The following is a 15,999-nucleotide window of genomic DNA, read 5'->3' as shown; positions in this document are numbered from 1 at the left end:
GGTCCGCCCCACGGCGGACCGCCTTCCTCGTTCAGGGCCGGGCATCGGAGTCGGTGGTCTGCCCGGGCGGCCGTAAGCCCGGTAGCACGTCGGCGGCGATCCTGTCCAAGACGGCCTCATCGCCCGCGTACCAGCCTGAACTGCGCGGCCAGTACGTGACAGCGTCGGTGAAACCGTACTCGGCCGCCCGCGCGAGCGCGTCGGCGAAGAACCCCGCGCTGGACAGCGAGTAGACCGGCGAGGCCGGGTCCAGCATCAGGTATCGGTCGATGGTCGCCGGATCACGGCCGACGGCGCCCAGGACGTCGTCGAAACGGCGCCCCGCCTCGGCCACCGTGCGCCACCAGGCGTCGAGATCGTTCGTGCGTGCGCCGGTGGTCACCCAGCCGGTGCCGTAGCGCGCCGCAAGGCGCATCGACCGCGGCCCGGTCGCGGCGACCACGAACGGCGCCCGCGGTGACTGGACGCATCCGGGCGTGGCGCGGGCGTCGACCACGGTGTAGTGCTCGCCGCGCCAGGTGACCCGCTCATCGCGCAGGATGCGGTCGAGCAGGTGCAGGAACTCGGCGAACCGGTCCACCCTCGTCCGCGGGGTCAGCGGCGGCTGCCCGAGCACGCGGGTGTCGTACCCGGCGACACCGCCCGCGCCGACGCCGACGACCAACCGGCCGCGGCTGATGTCGTCGAGGGTGACGACCTCGCGTGCGAAGTGGGCCGGATGGCGGAAGTTGGGGGAGGCGACCATGGTGCCCAGACGGATCCGGGACGTGGTCAGGACGGCCGCGGTGAGGGTGGGGACGGCGTCGAACCACGGACCGTCGACCAGGTCCCGCCATCCGATGTGGTCGTAGGTCCAGGCGTGGGCGAATCCGTACGCCTCGGCGCGCCGCCACCGTTGCGCGCCGATCGTCCACGGACGATCCGGAAGGATCACGATGCCTGCCCGCATGACACCTGACGCTACGCCGGCGGAGCGCGGAGCTGAACACCACCGCACCCCGTTCCGCCGTAACGGCACCGCACGGAGGCGGGTCCACGGCGGCGGCGAGGGGACGGCGCCGTGGCAGGGGGATGCCGCGTCGTACCGGGCGGTGTCCGGAAGGGCGGACGGTATACGCTGGGGCGCGTGATCAGGGTAGGTGTTCTCGGCGCCCGCGGGCGCGTCGGTGTGGAAGTGTGCAAGGCCGTCGAGGCGGCGGACGACCTGGAGCTGGTCGCGGCCGTCGACAGGGACGATCCGATCGAGCGGCTGGACGGCGCCGAGGTGGTGGTCGACTTCACCCACCCCGACGTGGTCATGGACAACATGCGCTGGTGCATCGGGCACGGCATCCACCCCGTGGTCGGCACCACCGGCTTCGACGCCGACCGGCTCGCCGCGGTGCGCGGCTGGCTGGACGCCGGCCCCGGCGTCAACGCGCTGATCGCGCCGAACTTCGGCATCGCCGCCGTGCTGATGATGCACTTCGCCCAGCAGGCCGCCCGTTATTTCGACTCCGTCGAGATCGTCGAGCTGCACCACCCGAACAAGGCGGACGCGCCCTCCGGGACCGCCCGCCGCACGGCCGAGCTGGTCGCCGAGGCGCGGCGCAAGGCCGGGATGGCCCCGATGCCGGATGCGACCAGTTCGGAACTGGACGGCGCGCGCGGCGCGGACGTGGACGGCGTTCACGTGCACGCCGTACGGCTGGCCGGGCTGATCGCGCACCAGGAGGTGATCCTGGGCGGTGACGGGGAGATCCTCACCATCCGGCACGACACGATGAACCGGGCGTCGTTCACTCCGGGCGTGCTGCTGGGCGTGCGCCGGGTCCGGGAGATCCCGGGCCTGACCGTCGGGCTGGAGAACCTGCTCGACCTCTGAGGGGTCTCCGGAGCGTCCGGGGGGCGGGTGGGCGGAACTTTCCGGGACGGGCCGCTCGTCTTGAGAGTATGGATCGTCCTGAGCTCGTCTGCCCGCTCTGCGGTAACACTGAGTTCCAGAAGGAGCGGGGCCGGTTGGACAGCCGGTGGGGGATCACCTCCCACCGGGTAACCCTCATGATCTGCGGCCGCTGCCGCTATATCCTCCATTTCTATGACAAGCACTCCATCTTCGACTTCGACTGAGGTCCGCTGGGCCGAGGCGGCGGAGCTGCCGGGGCTGGTGGCGGTCGAGGTCGCGGCCGACCAGGTGTTCGCCCAGGTCGGGATCACCTTTCCGGCGGGCACGACGATGGTCGAGGAAGTCGGCGATCCGTCCAGGGTGCTCGTCGCGGGGGACCCGCCGGTGGGGTTCGCGCTGTTCGGCTGGGTCGACGGGAACGTGCATCTCGACCAGCTGGCGGTCCACCCGGACCACGGGCGGCGGGGCGTCGGCGGGCGCCTGGTGGAGGCGCTGTGCGCGCACGCCGCGGCGGTCGGGGCGCCGGCCGTCACGCTCACCACCTTCCGCGACGTCCCGTGGAACGGGCCGTGGTACGGCCGGCGCGGCTTCGCCGTACTGGACCGGGCCGAGTGGGGGCCGGAGACGGCCGCGCTGGTGGCGCACGAGCGGGAGCTGGGCATCGAGCTCGCGCCCCGGGTCGTGATGCGCCGCGTGTTGTGAGCGCGCGGACCCGGTGAGCGTGCGGATCCTCCCTCTGCGCGCGGCCGGGCCGTGCCCGCGAAGGCCGCGCCTACAGGGCCAGGCCGATGGCGAACAGCAGGCCGAAGACCATCTGCAGGCGGCCGGTCTGCTGGAGCGTGGCGATCAGCGCCGGGCCGACGGCCCCCGCCCGGACCGCCCGGACCGGGCCGATCGCCAGCGGTGCGGCGAGCAGGCCGAGCGCGGCGAACGGATGCCACGGGACCATGGCCGCCGCGATGACGAGCGGCAGGACCAGGCAGAGGGTGTAGAGCGTGCGGGTGCGGCCGTCGCCGAGGAGCACGGCCATGGTGCGCTTGCCCGCCGGGCCGTCGGTCACGATGTCGCGCAGGTTGTTGACCACCAGCAGCGCGCAGGCCAGGAGCCCGACCGGGACGGCGGCGGCCGGCGCGGTCCAGGGCAGGCACTCCAGCTGGACGAACGTGGTGCCGGCCACGGCGACCAGGCCGAAGAAGACGAAGACCGAGATCTCGCCCATCGCGCGGTAGCCGTACGGGCGGGAGCCGCCGGTGTAGAACCAGGCCGCGGCGATCGCCGCCGCGCCGACCGCCAGCATCCACCACGCCCGGGTCGCCACGACCAGGACCAGCCCGGCTGCCGCGGCGGCCAGGAAGCAGCCCAGGGCCGCCGCCAGCACCTGCCGCGGGGCGGCGGTTCCCGATCCGACCAGGCGCATCGGGCCGACCCGGTTGTCGTCGGTGCCGCGTACGCCGTCGCTGTAGTCGTTGGCGTAGTTCACGCCGATCTGCAGGGCGAGCGCCACGAACAGGGCGAGCAGCGCCCGCCACCACACCGCTCCGCCGTACCCGATCGCGACGCCGGTGCCCACGGCGACGGGGACGACGGCGGCGGGAAGGGTGCGCGGGCGGGCGCCGGCGATCCACTGGCTCGGGGTGGCCATGGCGTTACGGTCTTCCTCTCGGGGGTCCAGGCGACCGGTCCCGGGTTCGCCGGGGCGCGCGGTGGGGTTCCGGTCCTCCGGGGCCGGGGGACGGCCGCTCCTAACTGATGTCGGTGGCCAGGCGGATCATCCGCACCGGCCGGCCCATGTCGAGGACCCGCTCGGCTCCGTCCTCGCCCCAGCCCGCCGACTCCAGGAACCCGAGCAGCGGGTGGTTGTCGGCGAACACCCAGGTCACGATGGTCCGGTAGCCGTCCTCGCGCAGGTGGTCGACCGTGGCGTTGAGCAGGCGGCTGCCGTGGCCGCGCCGGACGAAGTCCGGGTCCACGAGGAAGGTGAGCAGCTCGGAGGCGATCGTGGGGTCGAGGTCGGGGTCTTCGGCGGGGGCGTGCGAGGCCAGGCCGACCACGCGCTCCGCGCCCTGCATCGCGGCCAGGGCCTCGATGCCGCCGGGACCGAGCGCGGGGAACGCGTCGGTGTCGAGGACGACCTGCTCCACCGCGACCAGCACGCGATGCCGGGAGCTGGGCGGGGAGATGATCGCCTCGTCCCACTGCCGCCGCCACATGCGTTCGGCGGCCGGGCCGGTCATCTGCTCCAGCGGCCCCTCGGGCAGGAACTCCCGGTAGCCTTGCCGCCAGGCGCGGATCTGGGTGCCCGTCACCGCGTCGACATCATCGTGCCGAGCCGCCCGCACGCCTACGTCTGCCATCTCGGCCCGCTCCTTATCTGCCGTACACCGCCAGGACACGCTGCCCCGGGGGCCGTTCCGCGCGAGCGGGCGTCAGGCGGGCGGACCCGTGAGGCAGGCAGTTACACCGTATCGGGGAATCTGGCTCACAGATGACGCGAACCCGTCTCCGTCTGACGCCGTGCCCGGTATGCCCTGGTCTTGGTCCGGTTACCGCAGACTTTCATCGAGCACCAGGAGCGCGAACGGTTCTTGGAGGAGTCGACGAACGCCCACTGGCAGGTGCTCTCGGTGCACACCTTCAGTCGGGGCCAGGCGCCCTCGGCGTGGAGCGCCATCACGGCGGCGGCGATCCCGGCGAGCCCGCCGGGGACCCCGGTCGCCACCGGCTCCAGCGCGGGGGCGTCACCGGCCAACGTGACCGTGAGCGGCAGCCGGTCGAGCGCGCGGGAGAGGCGCGGCTCCCCGGCCGCGCCGTTCCCGGTCGCCCTGTTTCCGCTCCCGTCGTTTCCGGTCGCGCTGTTTCCGTTCCGGCCGTCTCCGCCGTCGTCGCCGTCGGGTTCCCGGCCGTGGTGGCGGCGGAGCGCCGCGCGCAGCCCTTCACGGAGATCGACGGCGGTGGCCAGGTCCTCCGCGCTCGCGGTGTCGCCGGGATCGGCCAGGCCGTGCTCGCCCAGCCACGCGACGAGGGCGGCGGGAGAGGGGATCGTGTCGGTGCCGCTCTCGACGTCGTAACTGTTGACGAAGTCGCACACCAGGGCGGCGGGGCCGGTCATGGGCATCGATCACCTCTTCGTGACCACTGTACGCCAGTAGGAGGTTGCCCTCGCTTAGACGCCGTCATAACGTTTTCGGTGGTGTCGAAGGGAGATCGCCACGCGGCACCCGGTCCATCCGGCGTTCCGGGAGGGGCGCAGGAGCGAGCACCGTCCGAGAGGGGAGCGCGGCCGTGCGACGCCGGACTCCGGGCGCGGCCGTACGGCGCCGGCCTTCGGGCGCGGACGGCGTCCCGCCCGGTGAGGACGGGTCACGGGGAGCCCCCGGCCGCCCGCTCGACGGCGAGGGCCAGCCGCCTGACCCCCTCGGCCAGCTCGGGGAGGTGGGCCGCCGCCACGTGGGTGAGGCGGATCCGGGGGCCGGGCGGCTCGGCCGGATAGTAGATCCGCCCCGGGCTCACCAGGACCCCCTCGCGGCGTGCCGCCTCGACCACGGCCTCCTCGTCGAGGTCCGGCGGGAGCCGTACCCACAGGTGCAGGCCGCCCCGGGGGACGAGGTGGAGGCCGGCGGCGGGCAGCCGGGCGGTCACGGCGGCGGCGAGGGCGTTCCTGCGGGTCTCCAGTTCGGCGCCGAGCATGGACAGGTGCCGGGGCCAGGCGCCGGAGCTGACGAGCTCCAGCGCCGTCTCCTGGAGCGGCCTGGCGACGAAGAAGGAGTCCACGAGCTGGCTCGCCCGGATGCGGTGGGCGGCCGGCCCCCGGGCGATCACCCCGGCCACGCGCATGCTCGGGGCCAGCACCTTGGTCAGGGAGTTGACGTGGACCACGGTGCCGTGGGCGTCGAGTGCGACGAGCGGCGGCGGGACGGGCGCGGTCGCGAAGTAGCGGGCGTAGTCGTCCTCGATGACGAACGCCCCCGCCGCCCGCGCCACCGCGAGGACCTGCTCGCGGCGTTCGCGCGTGAGCGTCGCGCCGGTCGGGTTGTGCAGGGTCGGCTGGCAGAGGAAGACCCGGGCGCCGGTGACGGCGAACGCCTCGGCGAGGAGCTCGGGCCGCACCCCGTCGCGGTCCATCGGCACCGCGGTCGCCCGGAGCCCGGCGGCCCGCGCGGAGGCGAGCGCCCCGGGGTAGGCCGGGGTCTCGACGAGCACGGGGGTGCCGGGGGCGGCGAGGGCGCGCAGGGCGTGGGTGAGGGCCGACTGCCCGCCGCTGACCACGAGGACGTCGGAGGGCGTGACGTCGCCCCCGGCCTCCCGGGCGAACCATCCGCGCAGCTCCGCCAGACCGGTGAGCGGCGGGAGCGCCCAGGCGTCGGGACGGCGCAGGGCGCGCGCGGCGGCGGCGTTGAGCGCTCTGGAGGGCCGCAGGGCCGGGTTGAGGTAACCGCCGGTGAGCGGGACGACCCCGTCGGGCGGGGGCGTGAGCAGGCCGCTCACGCCGGCGTCGTCCACCACCCGGTCGCCGAGCGCGACCGTCTGCCAGGAGAGGTCGGCGGGGCCGTCGGCGCGGGCCGGGCGGTGGGCGACGTAGGTCCCGCTCCCCGGCCGGGTCACCACCCGCCCCTCGGCGGCCAGCCGCCCGAGGGCGCGCGAGACGGTCACCGGGCTGACGCCGTGCAGCCGGACGATCTCCCGGCTGGAGGGGAGCCGGTCACCGGGCCGGAGCCGCTCCGTCTCCTCGCGGAGGATGGTCGCCAATCGGACGATACTGCTATCGTCATTCATGAGAGACAAGAGTAGCGCTACTGCCCCAAATCGAGTAGCGGACCCCCGGCCCGCCGCCGCGTCCGGCCTCTCCCGCCGTCCCGCTCCGGCGCCCTCGGCCCCAGTCTCGGATTCTGCTCCGCGTCCAGGTGGAGGTGCTCCGGCGCCGGAGAGGAAGACGCGTCGGGGGACTGCATGGCGGGGGACGGCGCTCGCGAGCCTCGGGGTGCTGGCGTTCTCGGGGTCGTTCCCGGCGACGGTGTTCGCGATGGAGGGCTTCGACCCCTACCTGGTGGCGATCGGGCGGGCCGTGCTGGCCGGTGCCGCCGCCCTGGTCTTCCTGGCGGTCGCCGGGGCGCCGCTGCTGCCGCCCCGGGGCCGGCTGGGGTCGTATCTCGTCATCGTCGCCGGAGTGGTGTTCGGCTTCCCCGTCTTCAGCGGGCTCGCCCTCGACTCCGGGGCGAGCGCCTCCCACGCCGCCGTGGTCGTCGGGCTGCTGCCCGCCGCCACCGCGGCCTGCGCCGTCCTGCGGGCGGGGGAGCGGCCCCGGGCGCTGTTCTGGGCCTCCTGCGGCCTGGGAGCCGTCTGCGTCACGGCCTTCACGCTCAGCCGGGGCGGCGGCCACGTCACCGGGGCCGACCTGCTCCTGGTGGCGGCCCTGCTCTCGGCCGCCGCCGGGTACACCGAGGGAGGCCGCCTGGCCCGCGAGACCCCCGGCTGGCGGGTGATCTCCCACGCCCTGGTCGTGGCCATGCCGCTCACCGTGCCGGCGACCGCCGTACTGGCGCTGACCACCGAGGTGCGGCCCGGCGCGGCCTCCCTGGCGGGATTCGCCTACGCCGGTCTGATCTCCATGTTCCTCGGGTTCATCCCCTGGTACGCCGGGCTGGCCGTGGGCGGGATCGCCCGCGCGGGGCAGACCCAGCTCGCCCAGCCGCTGCTGACGCTGACGTGGGCCTGGCTCCTGCTCGGCGAGCGCTTCGGGGCGGTCACGGTCGTGGGCGCGCTCGCCGTACTGGCGTGTGTCGCGATGACGCAGCGCGCCCGCTCTTGAAAGATGTGACATCGAGGAGCAGTGTGTGAGCTATCGGTGTCACACGAGGGGGAGACATGGCGGATCTGGCCATTCCCGACGGCGGCTTCTGGCCCGCGCCGGAGATCCCGCAGCCCAACATCTACCCGATGGAGTGGCGGGTGGAGACCGAGAAGCTCGCGGCCATCTACGAGAAGTCCAAGCGCATGCTCTGGAACCCGGCCGACCTGCCCTGGGACGGTCTCGATCCGGCCGACTTCACCGTCGAGCAGCGCCTGGGGATCATGTACTGGTTCTCGGTGCTGGCCAACTTCGACGCCTCCGGCCCGGCCGTCTTCGCCCGGGCCACCATCCAGGCCTTCGAGAAGCACGAGGAGGATCCGGTCAGGAAGTGCTTCTTCTCGATCACCCGCGACGAGATGAACCACGAGGAGTGCTGCCAGCGGACCATCGCCAGGCTCTGGCCGGGCGGCCCGCTGAACTGGACCCCGGAGACCGATCTGGAGCAGGCGGCGCACAACAACATCGGCTGGCTCTACCACAACGGCGGCCGCTACTGGAACGGCTACACCACCGCCGTCGGCAAGTACACACTGCCGGTGCTGTTCACCAGCTTCATGATGGGCGAGATGGCCGCCTCCACCCTCTTCCGCGGCATGGCCGGCGGCACGCAGCACCCGGTCTTCAGTGAGATGTTCCACCGCATCGGCCGGGACGAGTCCCGCCACCTGCAGATCTGCATGACCATCCTGGAGAACGAGTGGCCCGGCCTCACCGATGACACCCGCTCCCTCATCACCCGCCAGCTCCGCGCCGGGTTCGTCTTCCTGTCCATGATCCTGTGGGAGCCCCCGGGGGGCTTCTGGGAGCTGCCGCCGTACTTCCTGAACAACCACCGCGTCCTGATGGACCACGCCCGCGACGGCGGCCTGGGCGTGCTGTCGTACGAGGAGCAGGCCGAGAACTGGCGGGTGGCGATGGCCCGGGTCCGCGCGATCGTGGAGCGCTGGGGCATCGAGTTCCCGGCGATCCCGGAGCTGGACATCGAGGGCGTCGAGGTCGACTTCCTCGACCCGGAGGACGTCATCCCGGTGTTCTGATCACGGCCGATCTCCCCGGCGGGCGCGTCGGCCCGGCGCCCCGCCGGCCTCGCACTGGGAGCGGTCTTCGCGGCACGGCAGCGCGCCCTCGCCGACCCGCTGATCGACCCGCGGCTGTTCGCGGACCGGGCCTTCGCCGCGGCGGTGGCCGCGCTGGGCCTCGGCATCTTCGTCCTGTGGGGCTCCAACTACGCCATCGCCCAGTACTTCCAGCTCGTGCACGGTCTGTCCCCGCTGGAAGCCGGACTGCGGACGGCTCCTTCGGCCTCCGCGATCGGCCACGGGATCCTCACCCAGGTCCCCGCGGGCGGCGGCCCGGCCCTCCCGGCGATCTCCTCGGCCACGCCCCAGCTCGCCGGGGCGCTGGGGGCCGCGCCCCGTGCGGAGCGCCGGGCGGAGGCGCCGTTATTCACTCGCCTCCCGTCCGCCGCCTTCGGCACGATGGGGTGATGAACGTGCCCGCGACCGGTGTGCGCCTTCCCTGGAACGCCGTGCCCGAGCAGATCCGCCGATCCGTCGAGACGCACCTGGGCGCGCCGGTGGCCGGGGCCGTGACCCAGCACGGCGGGTTCTCGCCGGGCGCCGCCGTACGGCTGACGCTGGCCGACGGGCGGCGGGCGTTCGCCAAGGCGGTCGGGCCCGAGCCCAACGCGCTCAGCCCCGGGATCTACCGGAACGAGGCCCGGATCGCCGCGGCGCTCCCCGCCGGGGTGCCCGCGCCGAGGCTGCTGGCCTCCTTCGAGTCCGAGGGCTGGGTGGCGCTGCTGTTCGAGGACGTGGACGGCCGGGCGCCCGCCGACCCGTGGCGGGCCGGCGAACTCGATCGCGTGCTGGAGGCCCTGGACGGGCTGGCCGCCGCGCTGACCCCGTCCCCGGTGCCCGCTCCGGAGGCGAAGGAGCATCTCGGCGAGCAGTTCCAGGGCTGGCGTCGGCTGGTTCAGGCCCGTGACGCGGGCCTGGACGACCTGTCGGGACTCGACCCGTGGGCCGCGCGCCACCTGGACGCGCTGGCGGAGCTGGAAGCGGGCTGGCCGGAGGCGGCCGAGGGCGACAGCCTGGTCCACGGCGACATCCGGGCCGACAACCTGCTGCTCACCGCCGACGGGGTGATGGTCGTCGACTGGCCGTGGGCGTTCACCGGCCCGGCCTGGTTCGACCTGCTGCAGATGCTGCCCAGCGTGCGGATGCAGGGCGGCCCGCCGTCCGAGGAGGTCTTCACCGCCCACCCGCTCGGGCGGGCGGCCGATCCGGCGGTGACCACGACGGTGGCCGCGCTCACCGGTTACTTCGTCCGGCAGTCCCGGCAGCCGTCCCCGCCCGGCCTGCCCACTCTCCGCGCCTTCCAGGCCGCCCAGGGCCGGGCCGCGCTGGAGTGGCTCCGCACGCGCGTGAGCCGTCCCTGACGGGGCGGGCTCTCGATTCCGGGGAGCGGCTCAGGCGAAGACGCGGATGACGCCGTCGGTGTGCACGACCCGGTGTCCGGCGCCGGTCAGCACACTGATCACGGCTTCCCGCACCACGGCGTGGATGCCGGGGTAGGAGCGGGTTCCGTCCGTGGTGAGGCCGGAAGCCGGCCGCCGCCAGACCACGCGGAGCCCTCCCGCGGGGTCGGGGTACACCCGCATCCCGTGGTCGTCGTCGGTCTCGGCGAGGTCGTCGCCGAAGCCGGTCTGCGCCAGCAGACGGCGGACACGCGCCTCTAGGTCATCGAGGGCAGGAGGGACGTCCATATCTCGTTATAGCCGACTGGCTGCGCTGTCGGCGATGGAACTCGTCGGCGACACCCGCGCCGGCGCGCCGAGAACACGGGGGCGGTGACCGTGACTCGGCCTTGCACGATGCGCGCGGGGCGATCCGGGCCGTCCCCCGCGACCGGCCTGTTCCCATTTATGGAAGTACGTAATAAAGTAGTCCTTCATGGAGAAGGAAGTATTCAATCCGTCGACCGGCCCGGACGGCCTGCTCTTCGACCCCGAGACCAGGACCGCGATGGCCCGGTTCGTCGGCGGCGAGGAGACCCTGGACCTGGAGGCCGCGGCCGCCGTCCGCATCGCCTTCCACGCGATCGAACGCATCCGTGCCCACGGCGCCCGGGGGCGGGGGCTGAGCTCGGGAGCGCTGGACATCTTGCTGCGGCTCAGCGCTTCCGGCAGCGAGATCAGCATCGGCGACCTGGCCCAGTCGGCCGGAGTCAGCTCCCGCAACGTCACCGGGCTGGTCGACACCCTCGAACGCGAGGGTCTGGTGCGGCGGACGCCCGCCCTCCATGACCGGCGTTCCGTCCTGGCCGCGATCACTCCCGCCGGGCAGGAGTGGATCGAGAACTTCAGGCGGCCGACGCAGGCCGCCATGGCCGCGCTCTTCCGGGGGTTCACCCCAGCCGAACTGCACCAGCTGCGCCACCTCTGCCTGCGCGTGGCCGACAACCAGAACAAGCTCGCCCAGCATCTGAACGGAGCCCCATGACCACCGAACAGGCCGTCCGCGGTTACCACGAGGCCAGGTTCCGGGGTGATGTGACCGCCGCGGCCGCGTATCTCGCCGAGCCGTTCACCTTCCGCAGTCCGTTCATCGCCTCCACCGACCCGGCCGGCCACCTGGCCGGACTGCCGGGATTCGTCCAGGTGGTCACCGGTGTCGACATGATCAGCGAGCTGTACGGCGAAGCCGAGGCCACGCTCGTCTACGACGTGCACACCGCCACCCCGGCGGGCACCCAGCACACCGCCGAGCACTTCCGCCTCGACCGGGACGGCAGGATCACCTCGATCGGCCTCATCTTCGATGCGGCGCCGTGGCGGTCGATGGCGGCGCTGATGACCTGACGGCGCCCGCGATCCCTCTCGGAACGCCGCCCCGGATCGTGCTGGAACCGGTAGAACACGATGCCGGTCGGGCTCCGGTGTTTCCCGGGGGCTGTTCTTCGGCGGCTGTTTTTTCGGAGGCGGAGAATGTCGGTTATGTGGTCTACTGCCGCGCATGACCTCGTCATTACGCCTGGAGCAGGTGACCCCGGAGAACATCGGCGACGCGTTCAAGATCGAGATACGGCCGGAGCAGGAGGGGACCGTCGCCCCGGTCGAGCGCTCCCTCGCCGAGGCCTACGCCTCCCGGGAGACGGCCTGGCCCCGCCTGGTCTACGACGGTGACCGGCTGGTCGGGTTCATCATGGGCAACTTCGACCCCGGCGCGTCGATCGACATCTTCCGCTACGGCATCTGGCGGCTGAACATCGCCGCCGAGCACCAGGGGAAGGGATACGGGCGCTTCGCCGTGGAGGCCCTCTGCGAGGAGGCGCGGCGCAGGGGCGCCAAGCGCGTCACCGTGCTCTGGGTGCCGGACCACGAGCACGGCGCCGAGGAGTTCTACCTCAAGCTCGGTTTCCGCCGTACCGGGCAGGTCTTCGACGGGGAGATCGTCGGGGAGCTCTTGCTCGACTGATCCTGACACGTCATCCTTGAGCCTGTTCCGCACGTTTTCCCGCACCACCGTACGGCGAGGCGGCGTGTCGTGAACGGGTCCCAATGACATCGACCTCCGGCTGCGTCCGCCAGATCGCGGCCGCCGGGGGCCTCTGCGTGGCTACCGGGAGGGTCTGTCATGGCTGTAACCGCCGCGGTCGGGGATGTGGTGGAGGACTTCGAGCTCCTCGACGAGACCGGGACGCCACGCAAGCTCAACGAGCTCCTGGAGAACGGGCCGGTGGTGCTGTTCTTCTACCCCGCCGCCATGACGTCGGGCTGCACGCTGGAGAGCTGCCGTTTCCGGGACCTGTCCGCGGAGTTCGCCAGGGTGAAGGCCACCCCGGTCGGCATCAGCCGCGACACCGTGCCCCGGCAGAAGCGCTTCGCCGACACCCACAGCCTGGGCTACCCACTGCTGTCCGACCCCGACGGCGTCGTCGCCCGCTCCCTCGGCGCCCGCCGCAGCTACGCCGTGGGCCCCTTCCTCACCCGCCGGGTGACCTTCGTCGTCGACGTCGACCGCCGCATCCTCGAAGTGATCCACAACGAGGCCAGCATGGAGATCCACGCCGACCGCTCCCTCGAGGTCCTCCGCGCCCGCGCCTCCTGATCCGCGGTCGCTTGTCGACCTCCTCCTCCCGTCTCCCCGGGCCACTCCTCGGGCTGTTTCACGCATGTGCCGCGATGGGGGACGGTGAAGACCCAGCCCTGATCGCGCAGGAAGGCGACTCCCCGATGAGGGCCGCTGTCTGCAGGCAGACCGGTACGGGACCCTCTCGATCCAGCACGTTCTAAGGCTAGACGTGCTAATACGACTGGACGAGAAAACGTGAAAAAACGGCTCGGCTACTCCGTGGGCCACTTTTCCTGCGGGGATACGAAGCTCCCGCGCTGGGGCACCGTGTAGATCCATCCCTGCTCTCGGAGGAGTCCCACGGCTCGGCGGGCGGTCTCTCTGGCCACGTCGTACTGATCCACCAGGGCGGTCTCGCTGGGGATGGGGCGACGAGGACGAAGATCGCCGCCGCGGATGCGTTCGGTGAGATCCTCTGCGATCTGCCGGTACATCGGGATCTTTCTCGCCTGCCGAGGGCCCTTGTCGGGCGGGCCGACGAAAGTGCCTTCTCCCTGGACCGTGTAAACGAGTCCCTCATCGCGGAGCATTTGAACCGCCCGCCTGGCGGTCGTCCTCGCCACACCGAACTCGTTCCGGATATCCGCCTCGCTGGGGACGGTGTGCCCAGGAGGAAGGGCTGCTTCCGCGATGCGCTGGCGGATGATCTCGGCGATCTGAAGGTAGAGGTGGGTGTCTCCGTCATAGTCGAGCACGACTCGAAGATAGACGGATAGGGACAGTACCGCACAAAATAAGACACCTAAACGGAGGTATCCGTTTCTCCTTTGACGAGAAGATACAACTAGACGTATTGTTTCTTTGTGGCCGAAGAGGCGGTAGAGGCCGGCAGGGTGATCGTGGCGCCGGTGGGCCGGTACCACAGCCACCATGTGGGGGTCTTGCAAGCGGAGCACGAGCGGATCGATTGGCGGGTGGAGCGGCCGAGGGCGGACAGGGTGCGGGTCAGGGAGCACACGTGCGACTGCAGGGCGACGTTCTACGAGCTCTGCCAGGCGGGCGGGCTGATGTTCGTACGGCGGACGCACCGCGCGATGGGGAAGACGGCGGTGCACGAATCGCCGTGGGCCCCGGCGAAGGAGACGCAGAAGCTGTGGCTCCGGCTGCTGATGGGCGGCGCGCGATGACCGGTCGATGACAGGCGTGCCCGGTGAGGTGGGGCGGGACAGGCTCCGCCGCCGGGCCGGGACGTGCCGGCGGACTTCCCGCATCCCACCCGTCCGCCGGGCGCGGGTTCCGGTGGGCGGGTCCATCGATGAGGACGTGTGGACCCGCCCATCGGATCAGAGCACCCCGGCAGGTTGATGCGCCCCCTGCCGGGGGTCGACGTGGCCTCGGATCGTGGAGGGTGACGAGGCCACTCCCCGGCCGCCGCCGTTGGGGTGCGGCGGCGGCCGGAACCCTCCGTCGGCGGCGTCTATCCGGCGATGCGGCGCCAGGCCGTGTCGGTGACGATCACGTGGTCGAGGAAGCGCAGGCCCACCGTCTCGGCCGCCTCGCGGAGGCGGGCGGTGACGTCGAGGTCGGCGGGGCTGGGGTCGAGGGAGCCGCTGGGGTGGTTGTGGGCCAGGCCGAAGGAGGAGCCGCCGGAGGTGAGGACGGTCGTGACGATCTCCCGGACGGGGGCGACGGCGTGGTCGCTGCCCCCCTCGCTGACGATCGCCCTGCGGAGCACCGCGCCGCCGGAGTCGCAGACCACGGCGACCACGCGCTCATGGCTGAGGCAGCGCAACATCGGGGAGACCACGGCGGCCAGGTCTCCGGAGCAGGTGACGCGGCGGCGCTCGGGCTCGGTCTGCGCCTGCCGCATGAGATGGAAGGCGGCCACGACGCGGGCCGCCTTGGCCGGGCCGATGCCGGGGACGGACATCAGGCGGTGCGGGTCGGAACGGGCCAGGCCGCGCAGGTCGCCGCAGTGGGCGATCAGGTGGGAGGCCAGCTCGACCGCGTTGGCGCCCCGGCCGCCGGAGCCGAGCAGTAAGGCCAGCAGCTCCCGGTCGGCCAGGGCCGTGGCCCCGATCGAGAGGAGTCGCTCACGGGGCTGGTCGGTCGGGGGCATGTCCTTGACGCGCAATCGGCACCTCCGGGATGGGAACCTGCGACGGTTCTACCAGGGAGTCCTGACAATTCGTCACGCGAAGATCACGGAACGTCTGAAGGGCGTCCGGCGGCGTCCGTTCCGGAGGGGCGGGCGCTCGGGGACGCCCAGGGGTGATCGGGGCTCAAGGGTGCTCAGGGGTGCAGCGGGTGGGCGTAGACCAGGCGGAAGCGGTCGCCGGGGATGACGATGTCGCTGGTCTCGACCGGGCGGTCGCCGGCCCAGTGGGTGCGCTCGACGTGGAGGACGTGGGTCCCGGCGGGCAGGGCGAGGACGTCGCTCTCGGCGGGCTCGGGGACGCGGGTGTAGACCTCCTCCACCACCTCGGTGATCTTCGCGCCGTGGGCGGACATGCGTCCGATGAGGGCGCGCGGGGCCTCGTCGGGGGCGGGGTCGCCGAACCCGGCCGGTTCGTAGGAGACGGTGAGCTGGACGGGTTTGCCGTCGCCGCGGAAGACGTAGCGGGTCCGGGTGACGGGGGCCGACTCCTCGATGCGGAGGCGCTGGGCGATGTCGGGGGTGGCCTCGACCGGCTCGCTGCGCCGGTCCCAGGTGGTGCGGATGCCCTGCGCGTGCAGGTCGGCGCCGAACGGGACGTGGTGGTCGTGGAACCGCCAGCGGTGCAGGGGGAGGAGCACCGGTTTGGCCCGCACGTAGTGGCCGGAGCCGACGCGGCCGACGATCAGGCCCTCGGCGGCGAGCACCCGCAGGGCGTGGCGCGCGGCGGTCTCGCCGACGCCGTACTTGCGGGTGAGCTGGGCCCGGGAGGGGATCGGGGCGTCGGGGGGCAGGGAGCCGTCGAGGATCTGGCGGCGGATGTCGGCGACGACGCGGAGGTAGACCGGATCGGAGCTTGCCACGTGGTCCATCCAAGGGTGCTAGACGTTGCCCCATCCTGTCGTATTCAAGGGAAAACCCAGGGTAATGGCGTCTATTTGGAGCTCCAACTTTACGGACTTCCGTCCGTTGTTCTCATCGCCGGGAAAAATTTTCGAGAAGCGTGTAACGGCCCCGGGAGCAGTGTCGATTCAAC

Annotated in this window: 21 protein-coding genes; 12 read left to right on the top strand and 9 right to left on the bottom strand. The window is 72.3% G+C overall.

Annotation, left to right across the window (positions count from 1 at the left end):
* Positions 1-31: 31 nt before the first annotated feature.
* A complete protein-coding gene (locus Plo01_RS20480) occupies positions 32-949 on the bottom strand; it encodes an LLM class flavin-dependent oxidoreductase (protein ID WP_203892262.1) in 918 nt (305 codons plus the stop codon).
* A gap of 177 nt (positions 950-1,126) precedes the next feature.
* Between Plo01_RS20480 and dapB the strand changes: the two genes are divergently transcribed.
* The 3 genes from dapB (at position 1,127) to Plo01_RS20470 (ending at position 2,587) form a co-directional block, all read left to right on the top strand.
* The gene (gene dapB / locus Plo01_RS20475) at positions 1,127-1,864 is read left to right on the top strand and encodes a 4-hydroxy-tetrahydrodipicolinate reductase (protein WP_203892261.1); all 738 of its coding nucleotides are present in this window, start codon (positions 1,127-1,129) and stop codon (positions 1,862-1,864) included.
* A gap of 68 nt (positions 1,865-1,932) precedes the next feature.
* On the top strand, positions 1,933-2,109 hold the full coding sequence (locus tag Plo01_RS41540) for a zinc ribbon domain-containing protein (protein WP_507763411.1): 177 nt from the start codon (positions 1,933-1,935) through the stop codon (positions 2,107-2,109).
* Positions 2,078-2,587 (top strand): GNAT family N-acetyltransferase, encoded by a 510-nt coding sequence (locus tag Plo01_RS20470; protein ID WP_203892260.1) that lies wholly within the window; start codon positions 2,078-2,080, stop codon positions 2,585-2,587. The genes Plo01_RS41540 and Plo01_RS20470 overlap by 32 nt, the downstream gene beginning before the upstream one ends.
* A 70-nt stretch (positions 2,588-2,657) precedes the next feature.
* Here Plo01_RS20470 and Plo01_RS20465 read toward each other — a convergent pair whose 3' ends face one another.
* From Plo01_RS20465 to Plo01_RS20450, 4 genes are all read right to left on the bottom strand, one after another.
* Positions 2,658-3,527: a 1,4-dihydroxy-2-naphthoate polyprenyltransferase gene (locus tag Plo01_RS20465; protein WP_203892259.1), complete on the bottom strand. Its 870-nt coding sequence runs from the start codon at positions 3,525-3,527 to the stop codon at positions 2,658-2,660.
* A 100-nt stretch (positions 3,528-3,627) separates the two neighbouring features.
* Positions 3,628-4,239 (bottom strand): GNAT family N-acetyltransferase, encoded by a 612-nt coding sequence (locus tag Plo01_RS20460; RefSeq protein ID WP_203892258.1) that lies wholly within the window; start codon positions 4,237-4,239, stop codon positions 3,628-3,630.
* A gap of 125 nt (positions 4,240-4,364) precedes the next feature.
* A complete protein-coding gene (locus Plo01_RS20455) occupies positions 4,365-4,994 on the bottom strand; it encodes a CGNR zinc finger domain-containing protein (protein ID WP_203892257.1) in 630 nt (209 codons plus the stop codon).
* A 251-nt stretch (positions 4,995-5,245) separates the two neighbouring features.
* On the bottom strand, positions 5,246-6,640 hold the full coding sequence (locus Plo01_RS20450; protein ID WP_373871702.1) for an aminotransferase-like domain-containing protein: 1,395 nt from the start codon (positions 6,638-6,640) through the stop codon (positions 5,246-5,248).
* On the opposite strand from Plo01_RS20450, the gene Plo01_RS20445 reads away from it, so the two are divergent.
* The 4 genes from Plo01_RS20445 (at position 6,621) to Plo01_RS20430 (ending at position 10,173) form a co-directional block, all read left to right on the top strand.
* Complete coding sequence (locus Plo01_RS20445; protein WP_307837392.1) at positions 6,621-7,691, top strand: DMT family transporter; 1,071 nt, start codon at positions 6,621-6,623, stop codon at positions 7,689-7,691. The two genes, Plo01_RS20450 and Plo01_RS20445, sit on opposite strands and share 20 nt — an antisense overlap.
* 56 nt (positions 7,692-7,747) lie before the next feature.
* Positions 7,748-8,770 carry a hypothetical protein gene (locus Plo01_RS20440; RefSeq protein ID WP_203892254.1) on the top strand — a complete coding sequence of 341 codons (1,023 nt, stop codon included), beginning with the start codon at positions 7,748-7,750 and terminating at the stop codon, positions 8,768-8,770.
* Between the two features lie 144 nt (positions 8,771-8,914).
* On the top strand, positions 8,915-9,220 hold the full coding sequence (locus Plo01_RS20435; protein WP_203892253.1) for a hypothetical protein: 306 nt from the start codon (positions 8,915-8,917) through the stop codon (positions 9,218-9,220).
* A complete protein-coding gene (locus Plo01_RS20430; RefSeq protein ID WP_203892252.1) occupies positions 9,220-10,173 on the top strand; it encodes a phosphotransferase family protein in 954 nt (317 codons plus the stop codon). Before Plo01_RS20435 ends, Plo01_RS20430 begins: the two co-directional genes overlap by 1 nt.
* A 30-nt stretch (positions 10,174-10,203) precedes the next feature.
* Here the strand turns inward: Plo01_RS20430 and Plo01_RS20425 are convergent, their stop codons facing one another.
* Complete coding sequence (locus Plo01_RS20425) at positions 10,204-10,500, bottom strand: hypothetical protein (protein WP_203892251.1); 297 nt, start codon at positions 10,498-10,500, stop codon at positions 10,204-10,206.
* A gap of 187 nt (positions 10,501-10,687) precedes the next feature.
* Between Plo01_RS20425 and Plo01_RS20420 the strand changes: the two genes are divergently transcribed.
* The 4 genes from Plo01_RS20420 (at position 10,688) to Plo01_RS20405 (ending at position 12,844) form a co-directional block, all read left to right on the top strand.
* Positions 10,688-11,236 carry a MarR family winged helix-turn-helix transcriptional regulator gene (locus Plo01_RS20420; RefSeq protein ID WP_203892250.1) on the top strand — a complete coding sequence of 183 codons (549 nt, stop codon included), beginning with the start codon at positions 10,688-10,690 and terminating at the stop codon, positions 11,234-11,236.
* Positions 11,233-11,595, top strand: a complete 363-nt coding sequence (locus tag Plo01_RS20415) for a nuclear transport factor 2-like protein (protein ID WP_203892249.1) — start codon at positions 11,233-11,235, stop codon at positions 11,593-11,595. Before Plo01_RS20420 ends, Plo01_RS20415 begins: the two co-directional genes overlap by 4 nt.
* A 154-nt stretch (positions 11,596-11,749) precedes the next feature.
* The gene (locus Plo01_RS20410) at positions 11,750-12,211 is read left to right on the top strand and encodes a GNAT family N-acetyltransferase (protein ID WP_203892248.1); all 462 of its coding nucleotides are present in this window, start codon (positions 11,750-11,752) and stop codon (positions 12,209-12,211) included.
* 159 nt (positions 12,212-12,370) lie between these two features.
* Positions 12,371-12,844, top strand: coding sequence for a peroxiredoxin (locus Plo01_RS20405; protein WP_203892247.1), 474 nt, complete (start codon positions 12,371-12,373; stop codon positions 12,842-12,844).
* 236 nt (positions 12,845-13,080) lie between these two features.
* On the opposite strand, the gene Plo01_RS20400 is transcribed toward Plo01_RS20405, so the two are convergent.
* Positions 13,081-13,563 carry a GntR family transcriptional regulator gene (locus Plo01_RS20400; protein WP_239316721.1) on the bottom strand — a complete coding sequence of 161 codons (483 nt, stop codon included), beginning with the start codon at positions 13,561-13,563 and terminating at the stop codon, positions 13,081-13,083.
* A 108-nt stretch (positions 13,564-13,671) separates the two neighbouring features.
* Between Plo01_RS20400 and Plo01_RS20395 the strand changes: the two genes are divergently transcribed.
* The gene (locus tag Plo01_RS20395; RefSeq protein ID WP_203892343.1) at positions 13,672-13,995 is read left to right on the top strand and encodes a hypothetical protein; all 324 of its coding nucleotides are present in this window, start codon (positions 13,672-13,674) and stop codon (positions 13,993-13,995) included.
* A gap of 290 nt (positions 13,996-14,285) precedes the next feature.
* Here the strand turns inward: Plo01_RS20395 and Plo01_RS20390 are convergent, their stop codons facing one another.
* Together Plo01_RS20390 and Plo01_RS20385 are read right to left on the bottom strand one after the other, a co-directional pair.
* On the bottom strand, positions 14,286-14,927 hold the full coding sequence (locus Plo01_RS20390; RefSeq protein ID WP_239316719.1) for a JAB domain-containing protein: 642 nt from the start codon (positions 14,925-14,927) through the stop codon (positions 14,286-14,288).
* 173 nt (positions 14,928-15,100) lie between these two features.
* Positions 15,101-15,835 carry a GntR family transcriptional regulator gene (locus Plo01_RS20385; RefSeq protein WP_239316717.1) on the bottom strand — a complete coding sequence of 245 codons (735 nt, stop codon included), beginning with the start codon at positions 15,833-15,835 and terminating at the stop codon, positions 15,101-15,103.
* Positions 15,836-15,999 lie beyond the last annotated feature (164 nt).

Source organism: Planobispora longispora (assembly GCF_016863135.1).
GTDB lineage: Bacteria > Actinomycetota > Actinomycetes > Streptosporangiales > Streptosporangiaceae > Planobispora > Planobispora longispora.
This window is presented reverse-complemented; position numbering and strand designations above follow the sequence as displayed.